This is a genomic window from Arthrobacter sp. J156 (assembly GCF_056172865.1).
Genome location: NZ_CM149650.1, coordinates 2,250,459 through 2,275,193 on the forward strand (window position 1 = coordinate 2,250,459; position 24,735 = coordinate 2,275,193).

Genomic DNA, 24,735 nt, shown 5'->3' on the forward strand with positions numbered 1-24,735 from the left:
TTAGTCCTCGAACGCCTCGGGCGCGGGGCAGGAGCAGATCAGGTTGCGGTCTCCGGCGGCGCCGTCGATGCGCCCGACGGGCGGGAAGTACTTGTCCTGGCGCAGGCGGGCCACCGGGAAGGCGGCCTGCTCGCGCGGGTACTTGCGGTCCCAGTCGCTGGAGACGACGGCGGAGGCGGTGTGCGGGGCGTGGCGCAGCGGGGACTCCTCCACGCTGAAGTCCCCGGCCAGGACCTGGTCCATCTCGGCGCGGATGGCGGTCATCGCCTCGATGAAGCGCTCGATCTCACCGAGGTCCTCCGACTCGGTCGGCTCCACCATGAGCGTGCCGGCCACGGGGAAGGACAGGGTCGGCGCGTGGAAGCCGTAGTCGATGAGGCGCTTGGCGACGTCCTCGGCGGTGACCCCGGTCTTCGCGGTGAGCTCGCGCAGGTCCAGGATGCACTCGTGGGCCACGAGCCCGCGGTTGCCCGTGTAGAGCACCGGGAAGTGCTCGTTGAGCCGCGCGGCGATGTAGTTCGCGGCGAGCAGGGCGTTCTTGGTGGCGGCGGTCAGGCCCTCGCCGCCCATCATGGCGACGTACGCCCAGGAGATCGGCAGGACGCCCGCGGAGCCGTACGGCGTGGCCGTGACGGGGGTGCCGTCGTTGCCGTTGGAGGCGCCGGCCGGGGAGCCGGGGAGGAACGGCACGAGGTGCTCGGCGACCGCGACGGGGCCGACGCCGGGGCCGCCGCCGCCGTGCGGGATGCAGAAGGTCTTGTGCAGGTTCAGGTGGGAGACGTCGCCGCCGAAGTGTCCGGGCCGGGCCAGCCCGACGAGGGCGTTCATGTTGGCGCCGTCGATGTAGACCTGGCCGCCCGCGGCGTGGACCTTGTCGCAGACCTCGCGCACGTCGGCGTCGTAGACGCCGTGCGTGGACGGGTAGGTGATCATGATCGCGGCGAGCGCGTCGCGGTGGGCGTCGATCTTCGCGTCGAGGTCGGCGGCGTCGATCGTGCCGTCGGAGGCGGTCTTGACGACGACGACCTTGAGCCCGGCGAGGACGGCGGAGGCCGCGTTGGTGCCGTGCGCGGAAGCCGGGATGAGGCAGATGGTGCGGGAGTCGTCGCCGTTGGCGAGGTGGTACTGGCGGATCGCGAGCAGGCCCGCGTACTCGCCCTGGGACCCGGCGTTGGGCTGGATGGAGACGCCCGCGTAGCCCGTGATGGTGCTCAGGCGCGCCTCGAGGTCGGCGATCAGCTCGCGCCAGCCGGCTGTCTGGTGCTCGGGGGCGTAGGGGTGGATGGAGGCGAACTCCGGCCAGGAGATGGACTCCATCTCGGCGGTCGCGTTGAGCTTCATGGTGCAGGAGCCCAGCGGGATCATGGTGCGGTCGAGCGCCAGGTCGCGGTCGGAGAGCCGGCGCAGGTAGCGCAGCATCTGGGTCTCGGAGCGCACGGAGTGGAAGATCGGGTGGGTCATGAACTCCGAGGAGCGTTCGACGCCGGACGGCAGTCCCGTCCCGGCCGCCGCCTGGGCCTCGGCGACCCGGGCGTCGGCGTCGGCCACGCCGAAGGCCGCGGCCACGGCGGCGAGGTGCGCCGCCGTCGTCGTCTCGTCCGTCGAGACGCCCACGGTGTCGGCGTCGACGAGGCGCAGATTGACCCCGGCCTCCTCGGCCGCGGCGACGACCGCGGCGGCGCGACCCGGAACGGAGGCGCGCAGGGTGTCGAAGTACTCGGTCCCGGCCAGCTCGATCCCGGCGCCGGCGAGGACGTCCCCGAGCGCGCGGGCGGCGAGGTGGGTGCGGCGCGCGATCGCCTTGAGTCCGTCGGGTCCGTGGTAGACGCCGTACATCGACGCCGTGATGGCCAGGAGGGCCTGCGCCGTGCAGATGTTGGACGTGGCCTTCTCGCGGCGGATGTGCTGCTCGCGGGTCTGCAGGGCGAGACGGTAGGCGGGGGCACCGGCGTCGTCCTTTGACACGCCCACGAGGCGGCCCGGGAGGGAGCGCTCGAGGCCCGCGCGGACGGCCATGTACGCGGCATGCGGGCCGCCGAAGAAGAGGGGGACGCCGAAGCGCTGCGTGTTGCCGACGGCGATGTCGGCGCCCTGCTCGCCCGGGGGGACGATGAGGGTCAGGGAGAGGATGTCGGCGGCAACGGTGACCATGGCGCCGCGCTCCTTGGCGGCGGCGATGATGCCCGCGTGGTCCACGACCCGGCCGGAGTCGCCCGGCTGCTGCAGCACGATCCCTGAGATGTCGCCCTCGGGCAGGCCCGCGGCGAGGTCGACGACCTCGACCTCGAAGCCGAGCGCCTCGGCGCGGCCGCGGACGACGTTGATGGTCTGCGGGAACAGGTCGGCGTCGAGCACGGTCTTCGCCTCGCCCTTGGCCTTGTTGGCCCGGCGCATGAGCAGCACGGCCTCGGCGACGGCGGAGGCCTCGTCGAGCAGGGAGGCGTTGGCGATCGGGAGCGCGGTCAGGTCGCCGACCATGGTCTGGAAGTTCAGCAGCGCCTCGAGGCGGCCCTGGGAGATCTCCGGCTGGTAGGGGGTGTACGCGGTGTACCAGGCCGGATCCTCGAGGACGTTGCGGAGGATGACGGGCGGGGTGCTGGTGCCGTAGAAGCCCTGGCCGATCATCTGGGTCTTGACGGTGTTCTTCGCGGCGAGGGCGCGGAGGGCGGCGAGGGCCTCCTCCTCGCTCAGGGCGGCGGGGAGCTCGAGCGGGGCGTCCTGGCGGATGCCGGCGGGGACGGCGGTGTCGACGAGCTCGTCGAGGTCCGCGTAGCCGAGGGCCTCGAGCATGGTCCGGGCGGCGTCGGAGGCGAGGCCGATGTGGCGGTCGGCGAAGACCGGCGCGGCGGAAGCGGTGGAGGTGGTGGCCGTGGTCGCTGTCATAAAAGGGAACTCCCGTGGTGGTCGGTGTGCACGCACGCCGAATGAGCTTCGGTTCCCTCCCCGACTCTGTATTGGACCTGAGAGATTCCGCGGTTCCCGGTCTCCCGGGTCCCGCTTGCACCGTCGGTGAGTCTGCGCGACTTCTTTCCAGAGTGGCCTCTGCGCGGCGGTACGGGGGCCTGAGAGATTCCCGGGGAGGAAATTGCTCCTACGGCGCCCGCCCATGGCTTGAGCGGGTCTCTCCCGCCGCATGTCGATGGCCGTGCCCCTGCGGGCACCCGTTCATTGTATTCCGAGACGCGCGCCACATCCAAGTGGCCCGGCCGTGCTACGGGGCGAGCCGGACGTAGCCGGGGTACTTGGCCGTGAGCGCATCGCCCGAGGACGTCCCGGTCAGGCGGCGCTTGACCCACGGCAGCACGTGCTCCCGGCCCCACGCGGCGTCCGCCTTGAGCTTCGCGAGCCGGCCGAGGGCGGGCGCGGCCTCCAGCTCCGGGGTCCGGATGGCGTCGGAGGCGCGGAGCACCTCGAGGACCTTCTTGGCCATGAGGGTGTGCCCGGGCGTGCCCATGTGGAGCCGGTCGCGGGCCCAGTAGCGCCAGTCCTGGAACTCACGCCAGCGCCAGTAGTCGGCGATCACGGCGCCGTGCCGCTCGGCGATCTCGCGCACCCACTCGTTGTAGATCGCGGTCCGGCCGCGGGTCTTGCCGAAGACGGCGGAGCCGGCGGAGTCGAAGCCCGTGAACAGGAGCACCTCGGCGCCGGAGGCACGCAGCGCGGCGACGGCGCCGGCGTAGCCCTCCATGAGCTCGTCGATGTCCACGCTGGGCCGCAGGATGTCGTTGCCGCCCGCGTACAGGCTCGCGAGGGTGGGCTTGAGCTCGAGCGCGGCGGGCAGCTGCTCGTCGACGACCTGGCGGATCTTCTTGCCGCGGATGGCGAGGTTGGCGTAGCCCCAGCCGGGGTCGGCCGCGCACAACTGCTCCGCGACGCGGTCCGCCCAGCCGCGCGCGCCGTTGGGGCGCGACGGGTCGTCGTCGCCGACGCCCTCGGTGAAGGAGTCTCCCAGTGCCACGAAGCGCTTGCCGTATTCCACGATCCCCAGCCTACGACGCGCCCCCGCACAGTCCACACCCAGCCGGCCGCGGGAGGCTGGAGGCACAGAGGGCGGCCCGCCGGGGCGGCCCCCGTCGAAGGGAATCCACCGTGCAGATCCGCCACGCCGTCTTCGCTTCCGTCGCCTCCGTCGGCCTCGTGGCCGCGGGCTGGCTGGGAGGAACCGCCCTCCAGCCCGCGGGAACGACGCCGGGGCCCGGCCCCTCTTCATCCGTCGCCGTGGGCGCCCCCTCGGAGTGGTCCCCGCTGCGGCCCGTCGAGCCCGGTGCCCTGCGCAGCGGCACCGCGGTGCAGTTGCTCAGCAGCGCGCCGCCGCGCGTCCCCGGGGAGCGGGAGCCGGTCGAGGGGAACGCGGCGTGAACGCGGCGGACGGCGGCATACCGGGCCTTGAACTGCACGTTCCCGGCGACCGGGCGGAGCTGCACGCCGCGCGGGAGGCGGTCGGGCGCGGAGCGGCGGGCCTGACGGGGCACGCGGCCGTGGCGGCGGCCGGGGACGTGTTGGCGGCCCTGCGGCTGCCGCATTGGGCTCTCTGTTGCGGCGGCTACGTGTATTGCGCCGGATCGCCGTTCCCGGCCCCGCCGGACACCGCGGATCCCTGCTATGGCGATCCGTTCTACGGCCGCCCGTGGCGGGCCGGGATCACGGCGCCGCGCACGGCCTCGTCGTCGCCGGGGGAAGCGGAGCTGCTGGCCGACGTACCGCTCGCGGGCACCCCCGGCTTCACGGCGGCGATCGCGACCGAGGCCGGCGACCGGGCGGACGCGTTCGCGCAGGTCAGCGTGCTGGCCGAGGACCTCGGCACGGCACGTTCACTGGCCCTCGCGGTCCTGCGCGCCGGGCAGGGGGCGCTGCGCCGCGGCGGCCTGGCCAGTGGCACGGCGGGTGGCACGGCGGCCGGCGGACGCCTTGCCGAGGTGCTCGCCGTCCCCTGGGCCTCGCCGGGCCGGCCCGGAACGCCGCTCGCGACTCACGGCTGGCCGCGGCACCCCGCGCCGACGGCCCACGGGTGGCCCCTCCTGGGGCTCGAGGCGGTCCGGCCAGGATCGGGCCCTCAGCCGGCGAGCAGCGCCTGGCGCAACGCCACGGTGAGCCGGCCGCCGCGGGAACCCGTGCCGGATTCCTCGGCGCGGGCCGGCACGTAGCCGAAGGCGGTCCCGTAGGCGGGATCGCAGAACGCGAGCGAGGCGTTGGCGCCGTCATGTCCGAACGCCTGCCAGGAGCCGAAGTCGTTGCGCGGCTGGGACTTCATGAACACGATCCCGAAGGCGCCCATGAGCCCGTGCGAGCGATCCGGGCCGAAGACCTGTTCCTCGGCGAACGCGGTGCGCACGCCCTCCGACAACAGGGGCTCGGAGACGGCACCCGTGCCGTCGTCGATCCCGGTGCCCGCGGCGGCGTAGAGCCGTGCGAGCCCGCGCGCGTTCGCGACGCCGCCGGCCGCCGCGATGCCCGCGGCCCGGACGGCCTTGACGTTGGGCAGGTCGAGGATGTCCGTGCTGGGGCCGTCCGGCCCGTCGAAGCCGGACGTCGAGTTCACGGCGAGCCCGAAGTGGCCGTAGGGGTCGATGAATCCCGGATCGGGTCGCTGGGCCGGCTTGAGCACGTCGCGGTAGCGCGGCTCGAGCTCCTCGGGCAGGCCCAGGTGGAAATCGATGCCGTAGGGGGCGCGGACGCGGCGCTCGTAGATGTCCTGCAGGCGTTCCTCGGCCGTGCGGCGGGCGAGCTCCTCCATGAACACGCCGATACTCAAGGCGTGGTAGGCGTGGGCCGTGCCGGGCCGCCAGCGCGGGGCGGCGGCTCCGAGGATCCGGGCGCCGAGGCGCGAATCGAGGTACTCCTCCTGCGTGAGCCCGCCGTCGACCCCCTGCAGCCCGGCCTGGTGGCTCAACAGCAGCCGCACCGTGACGGCCTCCTTGCCGTTCGCGGCGAACTCCGGCCAGTAGGCGGCGACGGGCGCGTCGAGGTCCAGGACGCCTTCCTGGACGAGCAGCGCCATGACGATCGCGGCGGCTCCCTTGGAACAGGAGAAGACCCCGGTCAGCGCCGCGGGATCGGCGTCCGGGCCGACGGCGAGGTCCAGCACGGGCCGTCCCTCGTGGTAGACGGCGAGCTGCGCCGTATAGCCGGGATCCTCTTCCGCGTAGCTGCGCAGCAGCTCGGCGACCGACTCGAAACGCGGATCGACGGTGGCCTGGGGCCGGGTGGTATCACTCACGCCCCTAGTCTAGGGACACGGGCAAGCCGCGCCGCCGGCGTCCGGTGTCAGGTTTCCGGCGTCTCCTGCCGCAGGCGCAGGCGCCAGCGGCCCGCGTCGCGCTGCCAGAGGGATCCGACGGCGGTGGCCGCCCCCGGGCCCACGAGCCGGTAGGCGACGTGCACGGCGTCGGGGCCGATCGGTGCGGCCTCGAGGAGCTCGAACCGCCAGGGCGCGTGCCGTCCGGCCCCGGCCTCCTGCCCGGCCTGTTCCACGAGGAGCGCGATCACGGCGTCGCGCTCGCGCCACGCGCCGCCCGATCCGATCTCGCGGAACGCGGGGTGCAGGAGGTAGCTGAGTTCGCCGACCTCGGCGCGGACCTGCGGGTCCAGCAGCGCGCGCTCGAGTGCGACGACGGCGTCGACGTCGGCCGATCCCGTCCCCGTCTCGGCGGGGTCCTCGAAGGCGGCGAAGAGCGTGTCCTGGCCGGTGGAGGCAGCAGGGGCGGCGGACCGTTCCGCGCCGGGGAAGCCGGGGCCGGCGTCGACCCTGGATCCGCGCTGGTAGGCCGTGGCCGCGGCCCGGGCGCGCACGTCGGCGGCCTCGTTGAGTCCGTGGCCGGCGTGGCCCTTGACCCACTCGAAGCTGTAGTCGCGGCCGGCGATGGCCGCGTCGATGTCCTTGAGCAGCTCGACGTTGAGGACGGGCTTGCCGTCAGCCTTGCGCCAGCCCTTGCGCTTCCAGCCCGGCATCCACTTGGTCACGGCGTTGATGACGTACTGCGAATCGCACAGCACCCGCAAGTGCTCGTCCTTGACGTGCTCCGTCGCGCGGAAGAGGTCCAGAACGGCCATGAGCTCGCCCATGTTGTTGGTTCCGTGCGGCCACCCTCCGGCGGCCCAGCAGGAATCGTCGACATACCAGGCCCATCCGGCGGGGCCGGGGTTGCCCAGGGCGGAACCGTCTGCGGCAGCGGTGATCGTCATGGATTCCATCCTGCCACCGCCCGCCGACGGTTCGGCAACCGGCGCGGTCCGTGCGGGTGGCTTGCAGCCCTAGGCGGGGTAGAGCGGATTGTGTCCCGCGGCCACGCGCTCCTCCGCGCGGACCGGGCCGGGGGCGGTTCCCGCGCCGAACGGCGAGCCGCCGAGCGCCTCGCGCCCGTGGGGTTCGAGCCAGCCGGACAGGTCCGGCCCGGCGGGGACGATCTGCGTGGGGTTCACGTCCTCGTGGACCACGTAGTAGTGGCGCTTGATCTGCTCGAAGTCGACCGTGTCGCCGAAGCCCGGCGTCTGGAACAGGTCCCGCGCGTAGGCCCAGAGGACGGGCATCTCGCTGAGCTTGTTCCGGTTGCACTTGAAGTGGCCGTGGTAGACCGGGTCGAAGCGGACGAGCGTCGTGAAGAGCCGCACATCGGCCTCGGTGATCGCCTCCCCCATGAGGTAGCGCTGCCCGGCGAGCCGGTCCTCGAGCCAGTCGAGGGCGTTGAAGAGCCGGGCGAAGGCGTCGTCGTAGGCCTCCTGGCTGCCGGCGAAGCCGCAACGGTAGACGCCGTTGTTCACCTCGGTGAAGATCCGTTTGACGACGGGCTCCATGTGCTCGAGCTGCTCGGCCGGCAGGAGGTCCGGCGCGCCCTCACGGTGGTGGGCCCGCCATTCGGTGGAGAAGTCCAGGGTCATCTGCGGGTAGTTGTTGGTCACGACGCGACCCGTGGGGATGTCCACGAGGGCGGGGACCGTGATGCCGCGCGGATAGTCCGGGAATCGGGCGAGGTAGTTCTCCTGGAGGCGCTCGGTGCCGAGCACGGGGTCCCGGCCGCCCGGGTCGAGGTCGAACGTCCAGGAGCGGGAGTCGTGGACGGGACCCGGCGTGCCGAGCGAGATCGCGTCCTCGAGCCCGAGCAGCCGGCGCACGATGATGGCCCGGTTCGCCCAGGGGCAGGCCCGCGCGGCGATCAGCCGGTAGCGTCCGGCTTCCACGGGCCAGGACTCGGCACCCTCGGACAGCCCGCCGTACGGGTTCCCGATCGGGTCGCCCGTCGCGCCGTCCGAGGCGGCGACGGCCTCCGGATCGGCGACGACGCGGTCCTCGATGTAGTTCGTGTCCCGCGTGAACTCGCCCCCGGTGATGTAGGAGCCCTTCGTGGTGTACTCGTTCTCGCCCATGAGCACACCTTAGACCGGTGGCGTGCGCTTAGGCTCCCTGCCGGCGGTCGTCAGAGGCCTTGTGAAAAAAGTGCTTGACGGGGTGGGTTGCTGGGGTGTGTGATGTCGCTGAGTCATTCGCTTGGTTTTCTCGGCCCGCTGTTCTGGCGGGCCGTTCCGGTACTCGTGGGGGGTTCTGCCGTGGTCTCTTTCCCTGTTCGCGCGCGCGGTTTCTCGACGTTGGCCGTGGCTTCGCTTGCCGTGTGGTCGTTGCTGGGGGCGGGTTTGGTTCCCGCGGTGGCGGCGCCGCTCGTGTCGGATCCGCCCGCGGAGCAGGGTGCGGCCGTGGAGCAGGTGTCCTCGAGGCCTGATGCGGTCTCGGCGCAGGTGACGGCCCGGGCGACGGGGCAGCGGGTGGAGGATGTTTCCCAGCGTACGGAGACCTCGCAGGTCTTCGCCCTGCCCGAGGGCGGGTGGGCTTTGGAGGCCCATTCGGCGCCGGTGTTCCGGGAGGCGGAGGACGGGTCGATGGTCCCGATCCCTGACACTGCGGGCTTCACCTCCTCGGGTGCGGCGTTCACGGGTGCGGGGGCGCGGTTGAGGGTCTCGGAGGGCGCGGAGCCGGGCGTGGACGGTTCGGTGGCGTTGGTGGAGTTGGAGGGCACCGGGGAGCGGGCCGGGCAGTCGATGACCCTGGGCTGGGAGGGGCCGCTGCCGGAGCCGGTGTTCGAGGACGGGCAGGCGGTCTTCGACGAGGGCGTGGAGGTCCCGGTCGAGGCCCCGGCCGACGCCGTAGCGGACGAGGCCGCGCCGGACGGGGCCGGGCCGGAGGGCGCCGTGGACGGTGCTCCGGCCGCGGAGTCGTCGGATGATCCGGCCACCGTTACGGAGGCCTCTCCGGGTGCCGCCACGGGTGTGGAGGCGCCGGCGGGGGTCGAGGCCGCTGTTCCGGGGACGGGTCTGTCAGATTAACGGTGGATCTGGCCTGGCGCATTGTCAGTTGATTCGGCCTTCGAAGGTGATAGCGAAGGCGTTGAGCGCGGGCTTCCACCTCGTGACCCACCGTGCCCGACCTTGCCCCGTCGGGTCAAGCGACCGGGTCACGAGATACAGGCATTTCAGCGCGGCAGCGTCGTTGGGGAAGTGCCCGCGGGCACGGACGGCGCGCCGGTAGCGGGCGTTGAGCGACTCGATCGCGTTCGTGGAGCAGATGATGCGGCGGATCTCGACGTCGTAGTCCAGAAACGGGATGAATTCCGCCCATGCGTTCTCCCAGAGCTGCCGGATCGCGGGATACATGGTGCACCACTTCTCGGCGAACTCCTCGAACCTGGCCCTCGCGACAGCTTCGTTGACGGCGGTATAGACCGGCTTGAGGTCGCGGGCGATCTGGTCCCAGTACTTCCGCGACGCGTATTTGAACGTGTTGCGGATCAGGTGGATGATGCATGTCTGCACCGCCGTCAGCTCCCACGTCGTGTTGATCGCGTCCGGGAGGCCTTTCAGCCCGTCGCAGACGACGATGCAGACGCCCTCGACGCCGCGGTTCTTGATCTCGGTGAGCACGCCGAGCCAGAACTTCGCGCCCTCACCACCGTCGCCGGCCCAGATCCCGAGGATGTCGCGTTCCCCGCCCGTGGTGACGCCGACGGCGACGTAGAACGGTTTGTTGCGCACCTGCCCGTCCCGCACCTTCACGACGATCGCGTCGATGAACACCACCGGGTAGACGCGGTCCAACGGACGGTTCTGCCACTCGGTCATCTCCTCGATCACCTTGTCGGTGATCTTCGAGATCGTGTCCTTCGAGACGCTGGCTCCGTAGACATCGTCGAAGTGCGCCGCGACCTCACCGGTCGTGAGCCCGCGCGCGGTCAATGACAGCACGATCTCGTCGATCCCGTCCAGCCGACGCTGCCGCTTGCGCACGATCCTCGGCTGGAACGACCCCTCACGATCCCGGGGAACGTCGATCTGCACTGCACCGACCTCGGTCATCACGGTCTTCGCCCGCGTCCCGTTACGGGCATTCTCGCCGGTGCTGGGCTGGTGCTTGTCATAACCGAGGTGCTCGGTCATCTCGACCTCGAGCGCAGTCTCCAGCACCCGCTTCGTTAGCCCGGCGAGCAGCCCGTCCGGGCCGACCAGGCTGACGCCCTTCTCCTTCGCTTCCGCGAGCAGCTGCTCCGCGATCTGCTGCTGATCGATGATCTCTCCCGTCACAGGATCAATCATCTCGATGACATCGGTCATCGCCTTTCCTTTCGGTCAGGCCAGGACCAGATACACCGTTCGTCTGACACTCCCGGCTTGGCAGCCGCTGCAGCAGTATTCATCCCAGGGATCGGATGGGTTATCGGAGGATTGGTAGCCGCAGCGGGCATCACTTCTTGGATTCTCAACTACCACCAAAGAACAGGTTGGTGGCCTGGTCAACGAGGGGTGATGAATCGCTTCGCGAAGATCACCGCCGTAACTGCCAGCGCGTACATCTGGCTGGCCAAGGCCAAAAAGACAACCAAACCGTCCGGTAAAGAGACGGCAAATAACGTCCCGAGCTGGGCTGTTGGCAAGAGTGTTAGCGGCCATGAAAAACTGCCCATAGGCGGCCACGAAAGTGCCCGCTGGCGGCCAGCAGAACTGCCCGCCGGTGGCCATGAGATCTGCCCACTTCCTTACTTGTTCCTGCCGCGTCTTTAAGCGGTGGGGGCCTCTCCCTGCGGTTTGATGACGGTGTCTAAGCGCACCAAAAGCGAACCAGGAAGAGGCCCTGTATGAAGTCTGACGGAGAAATCATGGAAATTCTTGCTGCCTACGATCTGACCGGATCGTTGCGCGCCACCGCGGAGCTCACGGGCTGCTCGCACCACACCGTTGCTAAACACGTCACCGCCCGTGACGCGGGCCGGCCGATCGGGGAACCCGCGGCCCGCGGCCGGGTCACCGACGCGTTCCTGCCCAAGATCGAGGAATGGATCGAAGCCTCCAAGGGCCGGATCCGGGCCGACAAGGCCCACGAAAAGCTCCTCGCTCTGGGCTACACCGGTTCGGAACGGTCTACCCGCCGGGCGATCGCGCAGGTCAAAGCCGCGTGGCGGCTGGGCCACACCCGCGTCCACCGGCCGTGGATCACAGAACCGGGGATGTGGTTGCAGTACGACTTCGGCGACGGGCCCCGGATCGGCGGGGTGAAGACCATCCTTTTCGTGGCCTGGCTGGCGTTCTCACGCTTCCGCATCGTGATCCCGCTCAGGGACAGGACCGCGCCGAGCGTGTTCGCGGCCCTGGACCGGTGCTTCCGGATCCTCGGAGGGGCGCCGACCTATGTCCTCACGGACAACGAGAAGACCGTCACCACCGCCCACGTCGCCGGGGTCCCGGTGCGCAACCAGCAGACCCTGGACTTCGCCCGGCACTACGGGGTGACCGTGCTGACCTGCCAACCGGCGGACCCGGCCACCAAAGGCGGAGTCGAAGCGTCCGTGAAACTCGCCAAGGCCGACCTCGTGCCCAAAGACACCAACCTCCGCGATGACTACCGCACCTTCGCCGAGCTCGAGGCCGCCTGCACGGCGTTCATGGACGAGGTCAATCACCGTGAGCACCGGACGACGCGGCGGAAACCCGCGGCCATGCTCGCCGAGGAAGCCCCGCGGCTGCACCGGATCCCGGACACCGCCCACACGGTCGCGTTCGGCCTGGCCCGCGGCGTTCCGGAGAACACCCCAATGGTCACCTTCGAAAACGCCCAGTACTCCGTCCCGGCCCACCTGCTCGGAGCCCGGGTGTTCGTCCGCACCCACGGCACCGGGCCCGGCGAGCAGGTCATCATCGTCCACCACGGCACGACCGGGCCCGTCGAAGTCGCCCGCCACGAACGGGCACGGCCCGGCAGCCCCGCCATCAACGACGAACACTTCCCCGGAACCCGGGCGAAGCTCCCCGGCGACTACGAGGTGAGGGCCCGCAGCGCGGACGAGGCCGCGTTCCTGGCCATCGGCGAAGGCGCCAGAACCTGGCTCGTCGAGGCCGCCGCGGCCGGGACCGCAAGGATGAACGTGAAAATGGCCGAAGCCGTTACGCTGGCCAAAATCGCCGGCACTGATCAGGTCGACCGGGCCCTGGGCGACGCCGCCCTGCACGGCCGGTTCGCGCACCCGGACCTCGCCTCGATCTTGAACGCCAACATCCGCCGCACTACCACCCACGCCGCCAACGAAGCCACCTCCCTCACCCAAGGAACAGGGGCGTGGGCCGCGATCGGCAACCCCGCAACCATCACCACGCCGGAGGAGGCCCGATGAGCCCCGTCACCACGACCAATACCGTGGCTCCGCCGCTACCGGCGGACCTGGAGGCCCTGATGCGGTCCCTGAAAATGCCCCACGCCCGGGCGCTGGCCCCGGACCTGATCGCGACCGCCCGCGCCCAGCGGTGGGAACCGGCCGAGGTCATCAAGGCCCTCTTCACGGAGGAAGCCGCCGGCCGGGCCCGGTCCATGCTCGCTTCCCGCCGCAAAGCAGCCGGGTTCCCGACCGGGAAGACCTTCGAGGCGTGGGACCCTGCAGCGTCCTCCATCCCGGGCCCGACCCAGCAGGCACTGCGGACCCTGGAATGGATCACCCGCAGGGAAAACTTGGTCGTCTGCGGGCCCTCGGGGACGGGGAAGACGTTCTTCCTCGAAGCCCTCGGCCAGCAGGCCGTCGAAGCCGGAATGCGGGTCGCTTGGTTCAGGCTCGAGGACCTCGGCGTCCTCATCCGCGCCCACCGAACCGATGACAGCGTCACCCGGGCCGTTGCCCGGATCCTGCGCGCCGAGCTCGTGGTCATCGATGATATTGGTCTGTTGCCCGTGGCCACGGACGCCGCCGAAGGCCTCTACCGGGTCGTGGACGCAGCCTACGAAAAACGCTCCGTCGCGATCAGCTCCAACCTCCACCCCGCCGGGTTCGATGAGCTCATGCCCAAAACCCTCGCCACCGCCACCGTTGACCGACTGCTGCACCACGCCCACGTCTGCCAGACCAGCGGCGATTCCGTCCGTCTTACCCAGGCCCTCGCCGGAAAAGGAGTGACCCGCTTGAACTGACCAACCCAACGATGGCCGACCCCGCCGAAACGAATCAGTGGGCAGATCTGTTGGCCATAACCGGGCAGTTTTACTGGCCACCAGCGGGCACATCAACTGGCCGCCCATGGGCAGAACGTAATGGCCATTGACACAAGAGGCGACTTCCGGGAGAGACACCTAGCCAAGCGGCCTCACGTATCGTCAAGCAGTATGGACCCAAGCACGCGACATCGGCGGCTACGAAGTCCTACATTCAGCAAATCAAGAAGCATCTCTCACGGACCGGAAAGTAGGTGGCACCTTGCAGATGTGGATTGCCGTGCACAGATACTTGAGCAGGTACACGTACGGGAGCGATGCGAGGAACACGCACATGCTGGGCTACTTCACCAGCCGGGAGCTCGCCGAGCGTGCCGTGGCCAACCGCCGAACTGAGCCCGGCTTTCGAGACTATCCGGACGACTTCGAGATCGTACAGGTCACACTGGACTCGATCATCGACCCACCGATCAGGATGAGCTGATGCCCGGGAAGACTTTCGAATCCACTGAGACCGGTCAGCGGTCTGAGCGTGTGTGGTGTCTCAAGCTCGTGCAGAAGGAACACAACCGGTTGAACGGCCACCCGGAAGCGCTCTACGGAGTCTTCTCCACACGCGAGAAGGCCGTGGAGGCGCGAGACATCCTGATCCGAAAGAAGGGGCGCAGACCGGGCAAGTTCCGAATCGTCATGGAGGATGTCGACTCCGAATACGACGAAGGCGGCTTCTTCGAGTACGTCATGACGCCGCCACCCGGCCGGCGGGGCAGGAAGCTGTTCGCAGAAATCAAATGGGACTAGAGCCGGGTTCCACCGTCACCTCCGCACGAGGGCCTCCTACGCGGAGACGGGCTCGCGCCGCCCCGCCAGCCGGGCGTAGCGTCCGCCCGCCGCGAGGAGCTCCTGCGGCGTGCCGCGCTCGGCGATCCGCCCGTCCTCGAGGACCACGAGCTGGTCCGCGTCCTCGATGGTGGAGAGCCGGTGGGCGATCGTCAGGGTCGTGCGGCCCTCTGCGAGCCGGTCCAGCGCCGCCTGCACCTCCGCCTCGGTCGAGTTGTCCAGGGCCGAGGTGGCCTCGTCGAGGACGAGGACCTTCGGGTTGCGCAGCAGGGTGCGGGCGATGGCCAGGCGCTGCTGCTCGCCGCCGGAGAAGCGGTGGCCGCGGGCGCCGACCACGGTGTCCAGCCCTTCGGGCAGCGAAGCCACGAGGGAGGCGATGCGCGCCGCCGCGAGGGCGTTCCACAGCTGCGCCTCCGTGGCGCCGGGCGCGGCGAGCAACAGGTTCTCGCGGATCGAGGCGTGCTGCAGGTAGGACTCCTGGGAGACGACGCCGACGATTCCCGCGAGGTCGTCCGGGTGCAGCTCCCGCACCTCCACCCCGTCGATCGACAGACGGCCCGCGCTCGGGTCGAAGAGCCGCGGCAGGAGGGCGCCGAGCGTGGACTTGCCGGATCCCGTCGGCCCGACGACGGCCGTCGTGGTCCCGGCCCCGAGGACCAGGTCGATGCCGCGCAGGACCGGGGCCCCGTCGTCGTACGCGAAATCCACGCCCTCGAAGCGGACCTCGCCCCGCACGGCGCGCGGATCCAGCCGCACGGGGCGCACGGGAGGGGCGACGTCCGGGACCAGGTCGAGGTACTCGAAGATGCGGCTGAAGAGCGCCATCGCGGTGACCCACTGCACGCCGACGTTGAGCAGTCCCATGATGGGACGGAAGATCGCGCCCTGCAGGGCCGTGAACGCCACGAGCGTGCCGATCGTCATGCCGCCGGAAACGGCCGGGAATCCCGCCGCGAGGTAGATGACCGCGGGGATCGCCGCGAAGACGATCCCCATGGTGGCCATGCGCCAGCGGCCGGCCAGCTGCGAGCGCAGCTCCAGGCCGATGAGCCGCTCGGAGGACTCCGCGAAGCGCGCGGCGTCCCGGCCCGTGGTGCCGAGCGTCTTGGCCAGGCGGACGCCGGAGACGGAGAGCCCCTCCTCGACGAAGGTGTGCAGGCCGGCCAGCTCGCGCTGGCGCTCCGCGGTGATGTCGCGGCGCAGCAGGGCCACGCGGCGGCTCAGGTAGATGGCCGGGGGCAGGACCAGGAGGGACAGCAGGCTCAGCTGCGGGGAGAGGGCGATCATCGCGACGGCGGTCGCGACGGCGGTGGTCAGGTTCGAGGCCACCGACGTCGCGGTGCTCGTCACGACGGACTGCATGCCCGAGATGTCGTGGGTGAGCCGGGATTGGACCTCGCCCCCGCGGGTCCGGGTGAAGAAGCCGAGCGATTGGCGCTGGACGTGGGTGAAGAGCGCGGTGCGCAGGGCGTGCATGACGCGCTGGCCCATGCGCGTGGCCATCCAGGTCTGGACGACGCCGATCACGGCGGTCGCGGCGGCGACGGCCACGAGCCCGCCGGCGAGCCAGGCCAGGAGCGCGGTGTCCTGGTGCGGCAGCGCGTCGTCGATGATGGCCCGGACCAGGAAGGGCTGGGCGAGGCCGATCACCGAGGACGCGCTGATGAGCAGGACGACGACGGCGAGGGTGCCGCGGTGGGGGGAGAAGAGCGCCGCGATGCGGCGCAGGCTGACCGGGTGGCTCGTGAGCTGGCTGCGGTCGGCGGGGTCGACGCGTGCGGGGCCGCGGCCGCCGGACGCGCCGGGAAGTTCGGGACCGTCCTGGCTGCGACCGCCGGATCGGCGGGAGCGGGACGGGGTGGCAGCGGAATGAAGGGTCGCTGTCATGGGACACCACCTCCAGTGGGTGACGGGTGCGGGTTCCGCACCGGGTAATACCGAGGTTACCTCACAATGTGGTTGCAGGTCAAATGTTCAACCTCCGCGCGGGGTCCCTCCCGGCACCCGGAACCTAGAATGGAGGTGACGGGAAACCCCCGCCCACGGCAGGAAAGCCAGGTGGTCGCCATGGCCCGCGCAATCGAACACCCCTCCGAGAACCCGATCGGCCCCATGCAGCGCCACGGCCCCTTCACGGCGCACGCCGCGGCGGACAGTCCCGGTCAGCCGCACCTCGCCGGAGCGCAGATCCCCGGCCCGGGAGCGGGCCGGCTGCTCGCCGGCCAGGACGGACGTTTGCCGGACGACGCCGCCGATCCGCTCGAGCGCGAAGGCCACCTCCCCGGCGCCCGCGGCTTCCTGAGCCGGCTGACGCGGCGCCGATAGACTGGGGCGCATGTCCGCCTCGCCGTCCGACTCCCCAGACCTGGGCGAGCTGTTCCACACCGCCTTCCGCGGCCTGCGCCGGCTCTGGGCCGAGCAGCTGGCCCCCTACGGGCTCACGCCGCACCAGTGGCGGGCCCTGCATGCGGTCGTCGGGCACGCCGACGACGCCGGGGCCGCGCCCGGAGTGCGCCTCAAGGACCTCGCCGCCGCCCTCCGGATCGCCCCGCGCTCGGCCACCGAGGTCGTGGACCTCCTCGAGGCCCAGGACCTGGTCCGGCGCCGCCCCGACCCCGTGGACCGCCGGGCCGTCCTCGTCGACGTGACGCAGAAGGGCGCGCGCCTCCACGCGGCCGTGAGGGAGTCGCGGCGCACGAGCAGCGACGAGTACTTCTCCCGGCTCGACGCCGCCGACCGCCGCGAGCTCGCCCGCCTGCTGGCCGGCCTGCGCTCGGCCTCCGACGACCAGGCGCCCGCCTGACCGCCGGGGGCCGGCCGCTCGCGGCTAGGCGCTCATGGCCCGCACCGCGAGCCCTGCCCGCGTCATGAGCGCGTCGAAGACCCGCATCCGCCCGAAGCGCAGGGCGTAGCCGCGCGCCCGCGCCGCGCGTTCCGCCCGTTCCCGCCCCGTGAGCGTCAGCGCGGCGTCAAGGGCCCGGGCGATCGCCGCCGGATCGCCCGGGGGCACCACGAGCGCGGTGTCGCCGACGGCTTCGAGCGTGCCGCCGACGTCCGTCGTGATCACGGGGCCGCCACCGGCCAGCATGGACTCGGCGAGCGTGATGCCGAAGGTCTCCACGAACTCCGGCAGCGGCTTGGTCGCCAGCACGTAGGCCGCGCTGCCCGCCATGATGTGGGGCTTCTCGGCGTCGTCGACGTCGGTCAGGAACGTGATCCGCTCCGCGGCCGGGGAGGCGGCGGCGACGGCGCGCAGCTGTTCCTCCCCCGGGCCGCATCCGACGACGACGAGCCGCGTCCCGGCCGCGGCGCGGCTCGCGGCGAATCCCGCGATGAGGTCGTCGATGCCCTTGGCCGGCATGAGCCGGGACAGGGACAGCACGTAGCCGCCGGGTTCGAGCCCGCGCGCGTCCAGGACCCGGGCGGTCTCGGCCGGGTCCAGGGTGGTCCACGCCGCGGTGTCGATGGCCGGGTAGGAGACGCCGACGCGCTGCCGGCAGGCCGCGGCGAAGCGCGTGCCGTGGCGGATATCGAGCTCCGCCGCGGCCTCCACGATCGCCTCGATCGTGTACCGGGAGACGGCCACGCACTGGTCCTGGGAGAGGTAGGCGGACAGCAGGCGCGCGGCCGCGCCGAAGTCGTCGGCCGCCACGGCGGCCCGCACCACGTTGGTGATGTCGCTCCCGACGGCCTCGGCGATCGTCGTGACGTTGACGGGCAGTCCCGTGGCCCGCGCCGTCGTGAGCGCATCCGCGACGGCGAGTGTGTGCGGCATGAGGTACAGGCTCATGGCCACGGTCGGCACGCCGTCGGTGAACAGCTCGACGAGCCGGCCCGTGAGCGCCGTGAGGTGGCGCCCGTCGGGGATCTTGTAGTCGCCGACGGGCTCCGGCCGCTCGACCGTGATCCCGTGCGAATACTCCAGGATGCGGTCCGCCGGCTTGAGCGGCAGGCCCGTGGCCTCGAGCAGCCCGATCGGCCACGTGAGGATCCGCACGTCGTCGAAGCCGCGCAGCAGGGCGGCCTCGGCGAGGTTGCGGGCCTCGACCGAGTGGCCGCAGATCACGGGGTCGGCGCGGACCACGATGACGAGGCGCCGCGTGGGGAGGGTGCTGCTGACCATGGCGGTCTCCTTCTCTTCCGATGCCGGCGGCGCCTCGTGGCGCCGCCGTGTGGTGCCGTGGCGGGGGGTCTAGCCGGGCGGGACGGGGAATGCGGATCCGGAGGGCGGGCGCTCCCGCACGCCCCAGGACCCGGGGCGGTCGCCGAGGCGCAGTTGAAGGCTCCGCGCCGCGGCCAGCTCGGTGGTCGTGGTCCAGCTGCGTTCGAGGGGCCGGCCGTCGAGCCGGGCCTCCTGGACGTACTGCACGGGCCCGCCCGGCTCCGGGGCGCGGAAGCCCCGCGTCTCGATCGACAGCCCGCCGCCGGGGACCTCGAGCCGCGCGGAGCGGAACGACGGCGGGCCCAGCAGCACGATCCCCTGCCCGGCGACGGGGAACAGGCCCAGCGCCGCCCAGACGTACCAGGAGCTCAGTCCCCCGGAGTCGTCATTGCCGGGCAGCCCGCCGGGGCCGGTGCCGAACTGGTTCATCACGGCGGCGTGCACGACCTCGGCCGTCCGGTCGGGGCGGCCGGCGTAGTGGTAGGCCCACGGGGCGTCCAGGTCCGGCTCGTTGTTCAGTCCCTCGAAGCGCCCGAGCGCGTACCCGGCCTCCATCTCCGGCGCCCCCGGGCGCCGGCCGGGCTGGCTCACGGCGGAGGCGCCGAAGCCGAAGAAGCGGTCCAGCAGCCGGGTGAAGGCCGCGTCGCCGCCCGCGAGCGCAATCCGGGAACGCATGTCCGGCAGGAGCCGGAACGAGTAGTTCCACGCGCCGCCCTCGTAGTAGGTCGAGGGGCGCAGCAGGCCCGTGGCGGGATCAAAGGCGTTGCGCCACCACGTCGCCGGCTCGTCGAGCTCCGCCGCCAGGTGGTGATCGCCGACGCGGCGGGCGATCTGCGCCGCGCACCAGTAGCCGACGGCCAGGTCCAGCGTGTGGCTCAACGGCTCGGCGGAGCCGTGGAGGAGGAAGTCCTCGCCGTAGCCGCGGCGCAGGTCGTGGTGCAGGTGGACGAGGGCCCGGTCCCAGTCCAGCCCGGGCAGCCCGCGAGCGCAGAGCTCGGCGAGGAAGGTGTGGGCGAGCGCGCTGCCCTGCCGGGAGAAGCGGTCGGCGCCGCGGGCCATCCGGTAGCCGATCGGGAAGTTGCCTTCCTCCTCGCAGATCGTCACGAGGGCGTTGGCGAGCTCGACGGCGCGGTCCGGGAAGAGGAGCGCCAGGAGCGGCAACTGCGTGCGGTAGATGTCCCACAGCGTGCACAGGTCGAACGCGAACGCCCCGTGCCCGGGCCAGAACGGGCTCTCGTCGGGCGCGAACGCCGGCTTGACGAGCGAGTGGTAGAGGGCGGTCGAGAACACGGTCTGACGTCCGGCGTCGTCCGCGTCCACCCGCACCGCGCCCAGGTGCACGTCCCACGCCGCCCGGGCCGCCCCGGAGACCCGGGCGAACGCGCCGGGGCCGGATCCCCCGTCCCGCTCGAGGTTGGCCCGCGCCTGCTCGGGGCCGCGCAGGGAGAAGCCGATCCGCACCTCGACGGGCGCCTCGGGCGCGGCGGCCCCCGCCCACAGGAGCCCGAAACCGCGGAGCGTCGTGGGCCGGATCGCGTCGAAGTCGAGCCGCGAACCGCCGCGCATCAGGCGGCGGTCGTACCAGAGCATCTGCTGCCAGCCCAGGGCGTCGCACTCGATGTGCACGGAGAGCGGGGCGCCCTCGACGACGATGCGGCCCTGGGCGACGCCCGGCGCCACGAGCTCCAGGTGGGCGCGCAGCGGCACCGTCTCACCGTGCGGGATCGCGAGCCCGCCCTGGGAGAAGTCGACGACGATCCGCGCGTCCTCGTGGCGCGGGAAGACGTAGCGGTGCACGACCGACTTGGGCCCCGCGACGAGCTCGGCCCGGACCCCGGAATCCAGCGTGGCCGCGTAGTAGCCGGGGACCGCCCGCTCGTCGCCGAGGCCGTAGGCGGTGCCGAGCGCGTCGAGCGGCTGGAGCATGGGCGTGACGCGGAAGTAGTTGTAGTACTTGCGGATCGCGCCCGTGCCCGATTGCTGGAAATGCGTGAAGCCGCTCGCCTCCTGGCGGGACCGGATCTCCTCGGGCACGCCCTCCGTCGCGAGCCCGTACCGGCCGTAGCCCGTGGGATAGGCGCCCGAGTACGCGCACGCCGAGACCATGCCGAACGGGTAGGCCGCGCCCGGGTGCGTGTTGCCGATCTGCGGCTTGGGAAACCACCACGTCGCGGCCAGGCCCACGGGCTCCGGCAGAGCCGTGGGGGCGGTCCCGATGAACGGATCGACCGCCGCCGCCGGGCCCGCCGCGCGGGGCGCGTGCTCTTCCATGGCCCCACGCTAGGCGCGGGACGTGTCGCCCCTGTTTCGCGCCGGTAAAGCCGCGGAGACTAGCCTTCCGCCTTGCCGCGGCGCCAATAGCCCATAAAGGCGACCTGCTTGCGGTCGATCCCGACGTCGCGGACGAGGTAGCGGCGCAGCTCCTTGATCACGCCCGCCTCGCCGGCGATCCACGCGTAGAACGGCGCCGAGGTGCCCTGCGTGGTCTCCCACAGGATCGTCGCATCCACGTCGACGTCCTCCGGCTCGGCCGGTGCGCCGGCGGCGCCCTCCGCGCCCGCCTCCGGCGCGCGGACGGCCTCGCGCACCGCGGCGTCGAGCAGCTCGCCGTGGGCGCGGCCCTCGCGCGGGAGCCAGCGCACCGCGACGCCGGAGCGGCTCGGGCCGTCCAGGACGTCCGCGGCCGTCGGGACCTCGATGAGCGCGTCGCCCGTGAAGCCGGCCGGGAGGGCGTCGAGGATGGAGCAGATCGCCGGCGCGGCGGTCTCGTCGCCCGCGAGCAGGAGGCGCCGGGCGGCGCCGGGACGGAACTCGACGCCACCGTAGTCCGGACCCGTCAGGCGGCCGTTGGGGCCGAGCAGCGTCAGCGGGTCCCCGGCCACCGCGCCGGCCGCCCACACGGACGCCGGACCGCCGACGAGCCGGCCGTCCTCCTCGTGGACGTGCATGACGAAGTCGATGTCGATCTCGGGCCCGTCGCCCAGGTTCCCGGGGTGGCCCGCGGCGCGGTGCGCGCGGATCGTGTAGGTGCGCATGGAGCCGCGGACCGCCGGATCCAGGGCGAGCCACGCGCGGTACCAGCCCGCTGCCTCGTCCTCCGAGATCGTGCCGTCCGGGCGCAGTGAGGCGAACGGGTCGTCCCCGCCGGCCGGGGCGCCCTCGGGCGGGATGATGGCCTTGACCCGCACGTCCAGCGGGTGCCCGCCGACGCCGAAGTGGGCCAGGTCCTCCCCCGTGAAGGTGATGCGGCGGAAGCCCGGGCCGAGGTCCTGGACCGCGCCGACCGTGAGGCGGTAGGCGAGGGTCGGGCAGACCTCGGCGGAGGGGCGCGCGGACGGCGCGGCCCCGGCGTCGTCCGCGGCATCCGCGGCGTCGCCGGCCTCCGCGGCGAGCTCCGCCATGGCCTGCGCCGCGTCCCCCGCCGAGCCGGGCTCGACGACGCGGTTGCGCCCGATCGGCAGCACGAGCGGCGTGCCCGCGACCGGGTCCGGGATCACGCGGCACTCCATGCCGAACACGTCGCGCACGACCTCTTCCGTGACGACGCCGGCCGGGGAGCCCTCGGCGACGATCCGCCCCTTCTTCAGGGCCACGAGGTGGTCGGCATAGCGGGCGGCCAGGTTCAGGTCGTGGAGCACGATCGCCACGGTGGTGCCGCGGCTGCGGTTCAGCTCGGAGACGACGTCGAGCACCTCGAGCTGGTGGGAGACGTCGAGGAAGGTCGTGGGCTCGTCGAGGAGGAGCAGCTCGGTCTCCTGCGCGAGCGCCATCGCGATCCAGACGCGCTGGCGCTGGCCCCCGGAAAGCTCGTCGATGGGCCGCTCGGCGAGCTCGGCCGTGCCCGTGGCGGCGAGGGCGCGTTCGACGGCGGCGTCGTCGTCCGCGGACCAGCGGCGGAACCAGCCCTGGTGCGGGTAGCGGCCGCGGCCCACGAGCTCGGCGACCGTGATCCCGTCGGGCGCGATCGGCGACTGCGGCAGCAGCCCGAGCACGCGCGCGACCTCGCGGGCGGGCTCGGTGTGGATGTCCTTGCCGTCGAGCAGCACGGTGCCCCCGGCCGGCTTGAGCAGCCGCGAGAGCCCGCGCAGCAGGGTCGACTTGCCGCAGCCGTTGGCGCCCACGATCATCGTGATCTTCCCGGCCGGCAGCTCGAGGGTCAGGTCCTCGACGATGCGGGCGTCGTCGTAGGACAGCGTCAGTTCGTTCGCCTGCAGGGTGGTCATGGTCAGCCTCCGGTTCCTCGGGAGTTGGAGCGCACCAGCAGCCAGAGGAGGAACGGTGCGCCGAGCGCGCCGGTCACCACCCCCACGGGCAGGCTGGTTGCGCCGAATGCGTTGGAGCCCGCGAACTCCGCGCCGAGCACCAGGACGGCGCCGGTGAGCGCGGAGCAGAGCAGGCTGGGCCGCCCGCCGCAGAGCATGCGGGCGATCGGGCCGGACAGGAACGCGACGAACGCGAGCGGTCCGGTGACGGAGATCGCCGCGGCGCACAGGGCCACGCCGACGACGACGATGCCGAGCCGCGTGGCACGGACGTTCAGTCCCAGCGCCGCGGCGGAGTCGTCGCCGAGGGCGAGGATGCGCAGCCGCGCGGAGGCGAACGCCGCGAGCGGGAAGAGCACGGCGAGGGCCGCGGCCAGGATCCCGGCGCGCTCCCACGTGCTCGTGTTGAGCGAGCCGACGAGCCAGTGCAGGGCCTCGCCCGCCGTGCGCACGTCGGTCCGGGTCAGCAGGTAGTTGATGACGGCCTGGAGCATCGCGGCGAAGCCGATGCCCATGAGGATGAGCCGCCCGCCCGTGTGCCGGCCGGAGTCCGCGAGGGCGTAGAGGGCCAGCGCGACGGCGAGGCCGCCGAAGAACGCGAGCGCCCCCAGCGCGGGACCCTGCAGGGAGAAGACGAGGATGCCGACGACGGCGGCGGCCGCGGAACCGTAGCCGACGCCGATCACGTCGGGGCTCGCGAGGGGGTTGCGCAGGAGCGTCTGGAACGTCGAACCGGACGCGCCGAATGCCGCGCCGGCGAGGATCCCGACGACGGCTGCCGGCAGCCGGTCGTCCATGACGATGAAGCTCACGCCCTGGATCGTCCGGCCGCCGAGGACGGCGAGGAAGTCCGGCAGCGACACCACGAAGGTGCCGAGGAGGACCTTGCAGAAGAAGAGGACGACGACGGCGCCCGCGAGGGCGGCGGCGACGGTGCGGGTGCGGCGGCGCGAGGCGTGGCCGGGGGCCGGGACCGCGCGCTCGGCCCGGGTCGCGGGGGCGCTCACAGGGTCACCTGCTTCCGGGTGCGGATGAGCCAGATGAAGACGGGGGCGCCGATGACGGCCGTCATGACGCCGACCTGGACCTCCGACGGCGGCAGCAGGACGCGGCCCGTGACGTCGGCGAGCAGCAGCAGGACGGGCCCGGCGAGGAGCGAGAGCGGCAGCACGGTGCGGTAGTCGCCGCCCGTGAGCGCGCGGACGGCGTGCGGCACGACGAGGCCGACGAACGCGATCGGCCCGGCCAGCGCCGTGGCGCCGCCGCAGAGCAGGACGATCCCGAGACCGGAGACGAGACGGGCGCGGCCGACGCGGATCCCGAGGCCGCGGGCGGCGTCGTCCCCGAGGGCGAGGGCGTTGAAGAGGCGGGCCGAGCCGAGCGCGATCAGCGCGCCGACGGCGAGGAAGCCGGCGACCTGGGCGGCGTCCTCGAGCGGGCGGGCGGCGAGCGTGCCGACCTGCCAGAAGCGGAAGCCGTCCAGCGCGGTGCGGCTCGTCAGGAGCACGGCGTTCATGAGGCTCGTGAGCCCCGCGGCCAGGGCGGCGCCCGCGAGGGCGAGCTTGACCGGCGTCGCACCCTCCCTCCCGATGCTGGCGACGAGGTAGACGACGACGGCGCCGAGGGCGGCGCCGGCGAACGCGAACCAGATGTACCCGGTGAGGCTTCCGATCCCGAAGAAGGAGATGCCCGCGACGACCGCGAGCGCCGCGCCGGCGTTGATGCCGAGGATCCCCGGGTCGGCGAGGGGGTTGCGGGTCACGCCCTGCATCGCGGCGCCGGCGAGGCCCAGGGCGGCGCCGACCATGAGCCCGACGACGGTGCGGGGAATGCGCGTCTGGACCACGACGTGGTCTCCGTTCTCCGGGTCCGTGGCCGTGAGGGCCTCCCAGACCGTGGACAGGCTCAGGGGCCGGGCCCCCACCGCGATCGAGAGGAAAACGGCGGCGACGAGCACGGTGAGCAGGACGGCGCCGAGCAGGGGCGCCTTGGCCCTCATGCCGTGCTCCTTCCTAGACTGG

General features: G+C 72.1%; 22 protein-coding genes and 1 riboswitch. Of the genes, 10 read left to right on the forward strand and 12 right to left on the reverse strand.

Translation table 11 applies throughout. From position 1 onward, the window contains the following. Nucleotides 1-2,883: an aminomethyl-transferring glycine dehydrogenase gene (gene gcvP, locus AC0QR5_RS10280; protein WP_329864069.1), complete on the reverse strand. Its 2,883-nt coding sequence runs from the start codon at nt 2,881-2,883 to the stop codon at nt 1-3. A gap of 157 nt (nt 2,884-3,040) precedes the next feature. After that, nucleotides 3,041-3,139: riboswitch (glycine riboswitch) on the reverse strand. A 72-nt stretch (nt 3,140-3,211) separates the two neighbouring features. Next, on the reverse strand, nt 3,212-3,979 hold the full coding sequence (locus tag AC0QR5_RS10285; RefSeq protein ID WP_329864071.1) for an SGNH/GDSL hydrolase family protein: 768 nt from the start codon (nt 3,977-3,979) through the stop codon (nt 3,212-3,214). A gap of 110 nt (nt 3,980-4,089) precedes the next feature. Between AC0QR5_RS10285 and AC0QR5_RS10290 the strand changes: the two genes are divergently transcribed. Both AC0QR5_RS10290 and AC0QR5_RS10295 read left to right on the forward strand, forming a co-directional pair. Further along, the gene (locus AC0QR5_RS10290) at nt 4,090-4,359 is read left to right on the forward strand and encodes a hypothetical protein (protein WP_329864072.1); all 270 of its coding nucleotides are present in this window, start codon (nt 4,090-4,092) and stop codon (nt 4,357-4,359) included. Further along, nucleotides 4,356-5,144 carry a hypothetical protein gene (locus tag AC0QR5_RS10295; RefSeq protein ID WP_329864073.1) on the forward strand — a complete coding sequence of 263 codons (789 nt, stop codon included), beginning with the start codon at nt 4,356-4,358 and terminating at the stop codon, nt 5,142-5,144. Before AC0QR5_RS10290 ends, AC0QR5_RS10295 begins: the two co-directional genes overlap by 4 nt. Here the strand turns inward: AC0QR5_RS10295 and AC0QR5_RS10300 are convergent. The 3 genes from AC0QR5_RS10300 to AC0QR5_RS10310 form a co-directional block, all read right to left on the reverse strand. Then, nucleotides 5,054-6,217 carry a serine hydrolase domain-containing protein gene (locus tag AC0QR5_RS10300; protein WP_329864074.1) on the reverse strand — a complete coding sequence of 388 codons (1,164 nt, stop codon included), beginning with the start codon at nt 6,215-6,217 and terminating at the stop codon, nt 5,054-5,056. The two genes, AC0QR5_RS10295 and AC0QR5_RS10300, sit on opposite strands and share 91 nt — an antisense overlap. A 47-nt stretch (nt 6,218-6,264) precedes the next feature. Then, a complete protein-coding gene (locus AC0QR5_RS10305; RefSeq protein WP_329864076.1) occupies nt 6,265-7,182 on the reverse strand; it encodes a ribonuclease HI family protein in 918 nt (305 codons plus the stop codon). A gap of 69 nt (nt 7,183-7,251) precedes the next feature. Next, nucleotides 7,252-8,361: a glutathione S-transferase family protein gene (locus AC0QR5_RS10310; protein WP_329864078.1), complete on the reverse strand. Its 1,110-nt coding sequence runs from the start codon at nt 8,359-8,361 to the stop codon at nt 7,252-7,254. A 276-nt stretch (nt 8,362-8,637) separates the two neighbouring features. Between AC0QR5_RS10310 and AC0QR5_RS10315 the strand changes: the two genes are divergently transcribed. Next, a complete protein-coding gene (locus AC0QR5_RS10315; protein ID WP_329864080.1) occupies nt 8,638-9,312 on the forward strand; it encodes a hypothetical protein in 675 nt (224 codons plus the stop codon). Nucleotides 9,313-9,336: 24 nt separating this feature from the next. Here AC0QR5_RS10315 and AC0QR5_RS10320 read toward each other — a convergent pair whose 3' ends face one another. Beyond that, nucleotides 9,337-10,575: an IS256 family transposase gene (locus AC0QR5_RS10320; RefSeq protein WP_475372522.1), complete on the reverse strand. Its 1,239-nt coding sequence runs from the start codon at nt 10,573-10,575 to the stop codon at nt 9,337-9,339. A gap of 75 nt (nt 10,576-10,650) precedes the next feature. Between AC0QR5_RS10320 and AC0QR5_RS10325 the strand changes: the two genes are divergently transcribed. The 5 genes from AC0QR5_RS10325 to AC0QR5_RS10345 all read left to right on the forward strand — a co-directional run bounded on the left by AC0QR5_RS10325 (nt 10,651) and on the right by AC0QR5_RS10345 (nt 14,251). Next, the gene (locus AC0QR5_RS10325) at nt 10,651-11,040 is read left to right on the forward strand and encodes a hypothetical protein (RefSeq protein ID WP_329864323.1); all 390 of its coding nucleotides are present in this window, start codon (nt 10,651-10,653) and stop codon (nt 11,038-11,040) included. 74 nt (nt 11,041-11,114) lie between these two features. Next, the gene (gene istA, locus AC0QR5_RS10330) at nt 11,115-12,644 is read left to right on the forward strand and encodes an IS21 family transposase (RefSeq protein ID WP_237428196.1); all 1,530 of its coding nucleotides are present in this window, start codon (nt 11,115-11,117) and stop codon (nt 12,642-12,644) included. Then, nucleotides 12,641-13,429: an IS21-like element helper ATPase IstB gene (gene istB / locus AC0QR5_RS10335; RefSeq protein ID WP_237428195.1), complete on the forward strand. Its 789-nt coding sequence runs from the start codon at nt 12,641-12,643 to the stop codon at nt 13,427-13,429. Before istA ends, istB begins: the two co-directional genes overlap by 4 nt. 355 nt (nt 13,430-13,784) lie before the next feature. Beyond that, nucleotides 13,785-13,934, forward strand: coding sequence for a hypothetical protein (locus tag AC0QR5_RS10340; RefSeq protein ID WP_329863580.1), 150 nt, complete (start codon nt 13,785-13,787; stop codon nt 13,932-13,934). Then, nucleotides 13,934-14,251, forward strand: coding sequence for a hypothetical protein (locus AC0QR5_RS10345; RefSeq protein ID WP_329863582.1), 318 nt, complete (start codon nt 13,934-13,936; stop codon nt 14,249-14,251). The genes AC0QR5_RS10340 and AC0QR5_RS10345 overlap by 1 nt, the downstream gene beginning before the upstream one ends. A gap of 36 nt (nt 14,252-14,287) precedes the next feature. Here the strand turns inward: AC0QR5_RS10345 and AC0QR5_RS10350 are convergent, their stop codons facing one another. Beyond that, on the reverse strand, nt 14,288-16,177 hold the full coding sequence (locus AC0QR5_RS10350) for an ABC transporter ATP-binding protein (protein ID WP_329863584.1): 1,890 nt from the start codon (nt 16,175-16,177) through the stop codon (nt 14,288-14,290). 180 nt (nt 16,178-16,357) lie between these two features. On the opposite strand from AC0QR5_RS10350, the gene AC0QR5_RS10355 reads away from it, so the two are divergent. Together AC0QR5_RS10355 and AC0QR5_RS10360 are read left to right on the forward strand one after the other, a co-directional pair. After that, nucleotides 16,358-16,615: a hypothetical protein gene (locus AC0QR5_RS10355; protein WP_329863586.1), complete on the forward strand. Its 258-nt coding sequence runs from the start codon at nt 16,358-16,360 to the stop codon at nt 16,613-16,615. A 10-nt stretch (nt 16,616-16,625) separates the two neighbouring features. Continuing rightward, nucleotides 16,626-17,093, forward strand: a complete 468-nt coding sequence (locus AC0QR5_RS10360; RefSeq protein WP_329863588.1) for a MarR family winged helix-turn-helix transcriptional regulator — start codon at nt 16,626-16,628, stop codon at nt 17,091-17,093. A gap of 24 nt (nt 17,094-17,117) precedes the next feature. On the opposite strand, the gene AC0QR5_RS10365 is transcribed toward AC0QR5_RS10360, so the two are convergent. The 5 genes from AC0QR5_RS10365 to AC0QR5_RS10385 all read right to left on the reverse strand — a co-directional run bounded on the left by AC0QR5_RS10365 (nt 17,118) and on the right by AC0QR5_RS10385 (nt 24,713). Continuing rightward, nucleotides 17,118-18,413, reverse strand: a complete 1,296-nt coding sequence (locus AC0QR5_RS10365; RefSeq protein WP_329863589.1) for a glycosyltransferase — start codon at nt 18,411-18,413, stop codon at nt 17,118-17,120. Between the two features lie 69 nt (nt 18,414-18,482). After that, the gene (locus AC0QR5_RS10370; protein WP_329863591.1) at nt 18,483-20,723 is read right to left on the reverse strand and encodes a glycoside hydrolase domain-containing protein; all 2,241 of its coding nucleotides are present in this window, start codon (nt 20,721-20,723) and stop codon (nt 18,483-18,485) included. Between the two features lie 59 nt (nt 20,724-20,782). Continuing rightward, nucleotides 20,783-22,675: an SIP domain-containing protein gene (locus AC0QR5_RS10375; protein ID WP_329863593.1), complete on the reverse strand. Its 1,893-nt coding sequence runs from the start codon at nt 22,673-22,675 to the stop codon at nt 20,783-20,785. A 2-nt stretch (nt 22,676-22,677) separates the two neighbouring features. Beyond that, nucleotides 22,678-23,721 carry a FecCD family ABC transporter permease gene (locus AC0QR5_RS10380; RefSeq protein ID WP_329863594.1) on the reverse strand — a complete coding sequence of 348 codons (1,044 nt, stop codon included), beginning with the start codon at nt 23,719-23,721 and terminating at the stop codon, nt 22,678-22,680. Next, nucleotides 23,718-24,713, reverse strand: a complete 996-nt coding sequence (locus tag AC0QR5_RS10385) for a FecCD family ABC transporter permease (protein ID WP_329863596.1) — start codon at nt 24,711-24,713, stop codon at nt 23,718-23,720. The genes AC0QR5_RS10380 and AC0QR5_RS10385 overlap by 4 nt, the downstream gene beginning before the upstream one ends. Nucleotides 24,714-24,735: the final 22 nt, after the last annotated feature.

Bases quoted from the DNA above. Each gene is read 5' to 3' on its own strand.
- gcvP (WP_329864069.1), bottom strand. From the start codon at position 2,883: ATGACAGCGACCACGGCCACCACCTCCACCGCTTCCGCCGCGCCGGTC.
- AC0QR5_RS10305 (WP_329864076.1), bottom strand. From the start codon at position 7,182: ATGACGATCACCGCTGCCGCAGACGGTTCCGCCCTGGGCAACCCCGGC.
- AC0QR5_RS10310 (WP_329864078.1), bottom strand. From the start codon at position 8,361: ATGGGCGAGAACGAGTACACCACGAAGGGCTCCTACATCACCGGGGGC.
- AC0QR5_RS10320 (WP_475372522.1), bottom strand. From the start codon at position 10,575: ATGATTGATCCTGTGACGGGAGAGATCATCGATCAGCAGCAGATCGCG.
- istA (WP_237428196.1), top strand. From the start codon at position 11,115: ATGAAGTCTGACGGAGAAATCATGGAAATTCTTGCTGCCTACGATCTG.
- istB (WP_237428195.1), top strand. From the start codon at position 12,641: ATGAGCCCCGTCACCACGACCAATACCGTGGCTCCGCCGCTACCGGCG.
- AC0QR5_RS10340 (WP_329863580.1), top strand. From the start codon at position 13,785: ATGCTGGGCTACTTCACCAGCCGGGAGCTCGCCGAGCGTGCCGTGGCC.
- AC0QR5_RS10345 (WP_329863582.1), top strand. From the start codon at position 13,934: ATGCCCGGGAAGACTTTCGAATCCACTGAGACCGGTCAGCGGTCTGAG.
- AC0QR5_RS10350 (WP_329863584.1), bottom strand. From the start codon at position 16,177: ATGACAGCGACCCTTCATTCCGCTGCCACCCCGTCCCGCTCCCGCCGA.
- AC0QR5_RS10355 (WP_329863586.1), top strand. From the start codon at position 16,358: ATGGCCCGCGCAATCGAACACCCCTCCGAGAACCCGATCGGCCCCATG.
- AC0QR5_RS10360 (WP_329863588.1), top strand. From the start codon at position 16,626: ATGTCCGCCTCGCCGTCCGACTCCCCAGACCTGGGCGAGCTGTTCCAC.
- AC0QR5_RS10365 (WP_329863589.1), bottom strand. From the start codon at position 18,413: ATGGTCAGCAGCACCCTCCCCACGCGGCGCCTCGTCATCGTGGTCCGC.
- AC0QR5_RS10370 (WP_329863591.1), bottom strand. From the start codon at position 20,723: ATGGAAGAGCACGCGCCCCGCGCGGCGGGCCCGGCGGCGGCGGTCGAT.
- AC0QR5_RS10375 (WP_329863593.1), bottom strand. From the start codon at position 22,675: ATGACCACCCTGCAGGCGAACGAACTGACGCTGTCCTACGACGACGCC.
- AC0QR5_RS10385 (WP_329863596.1), bottom strand. From the start codon at position 24,713: ATGAGGGCCAAGGCGCCCCTGCTCGGCGCCGTCCTGCTCACCGTGCTC.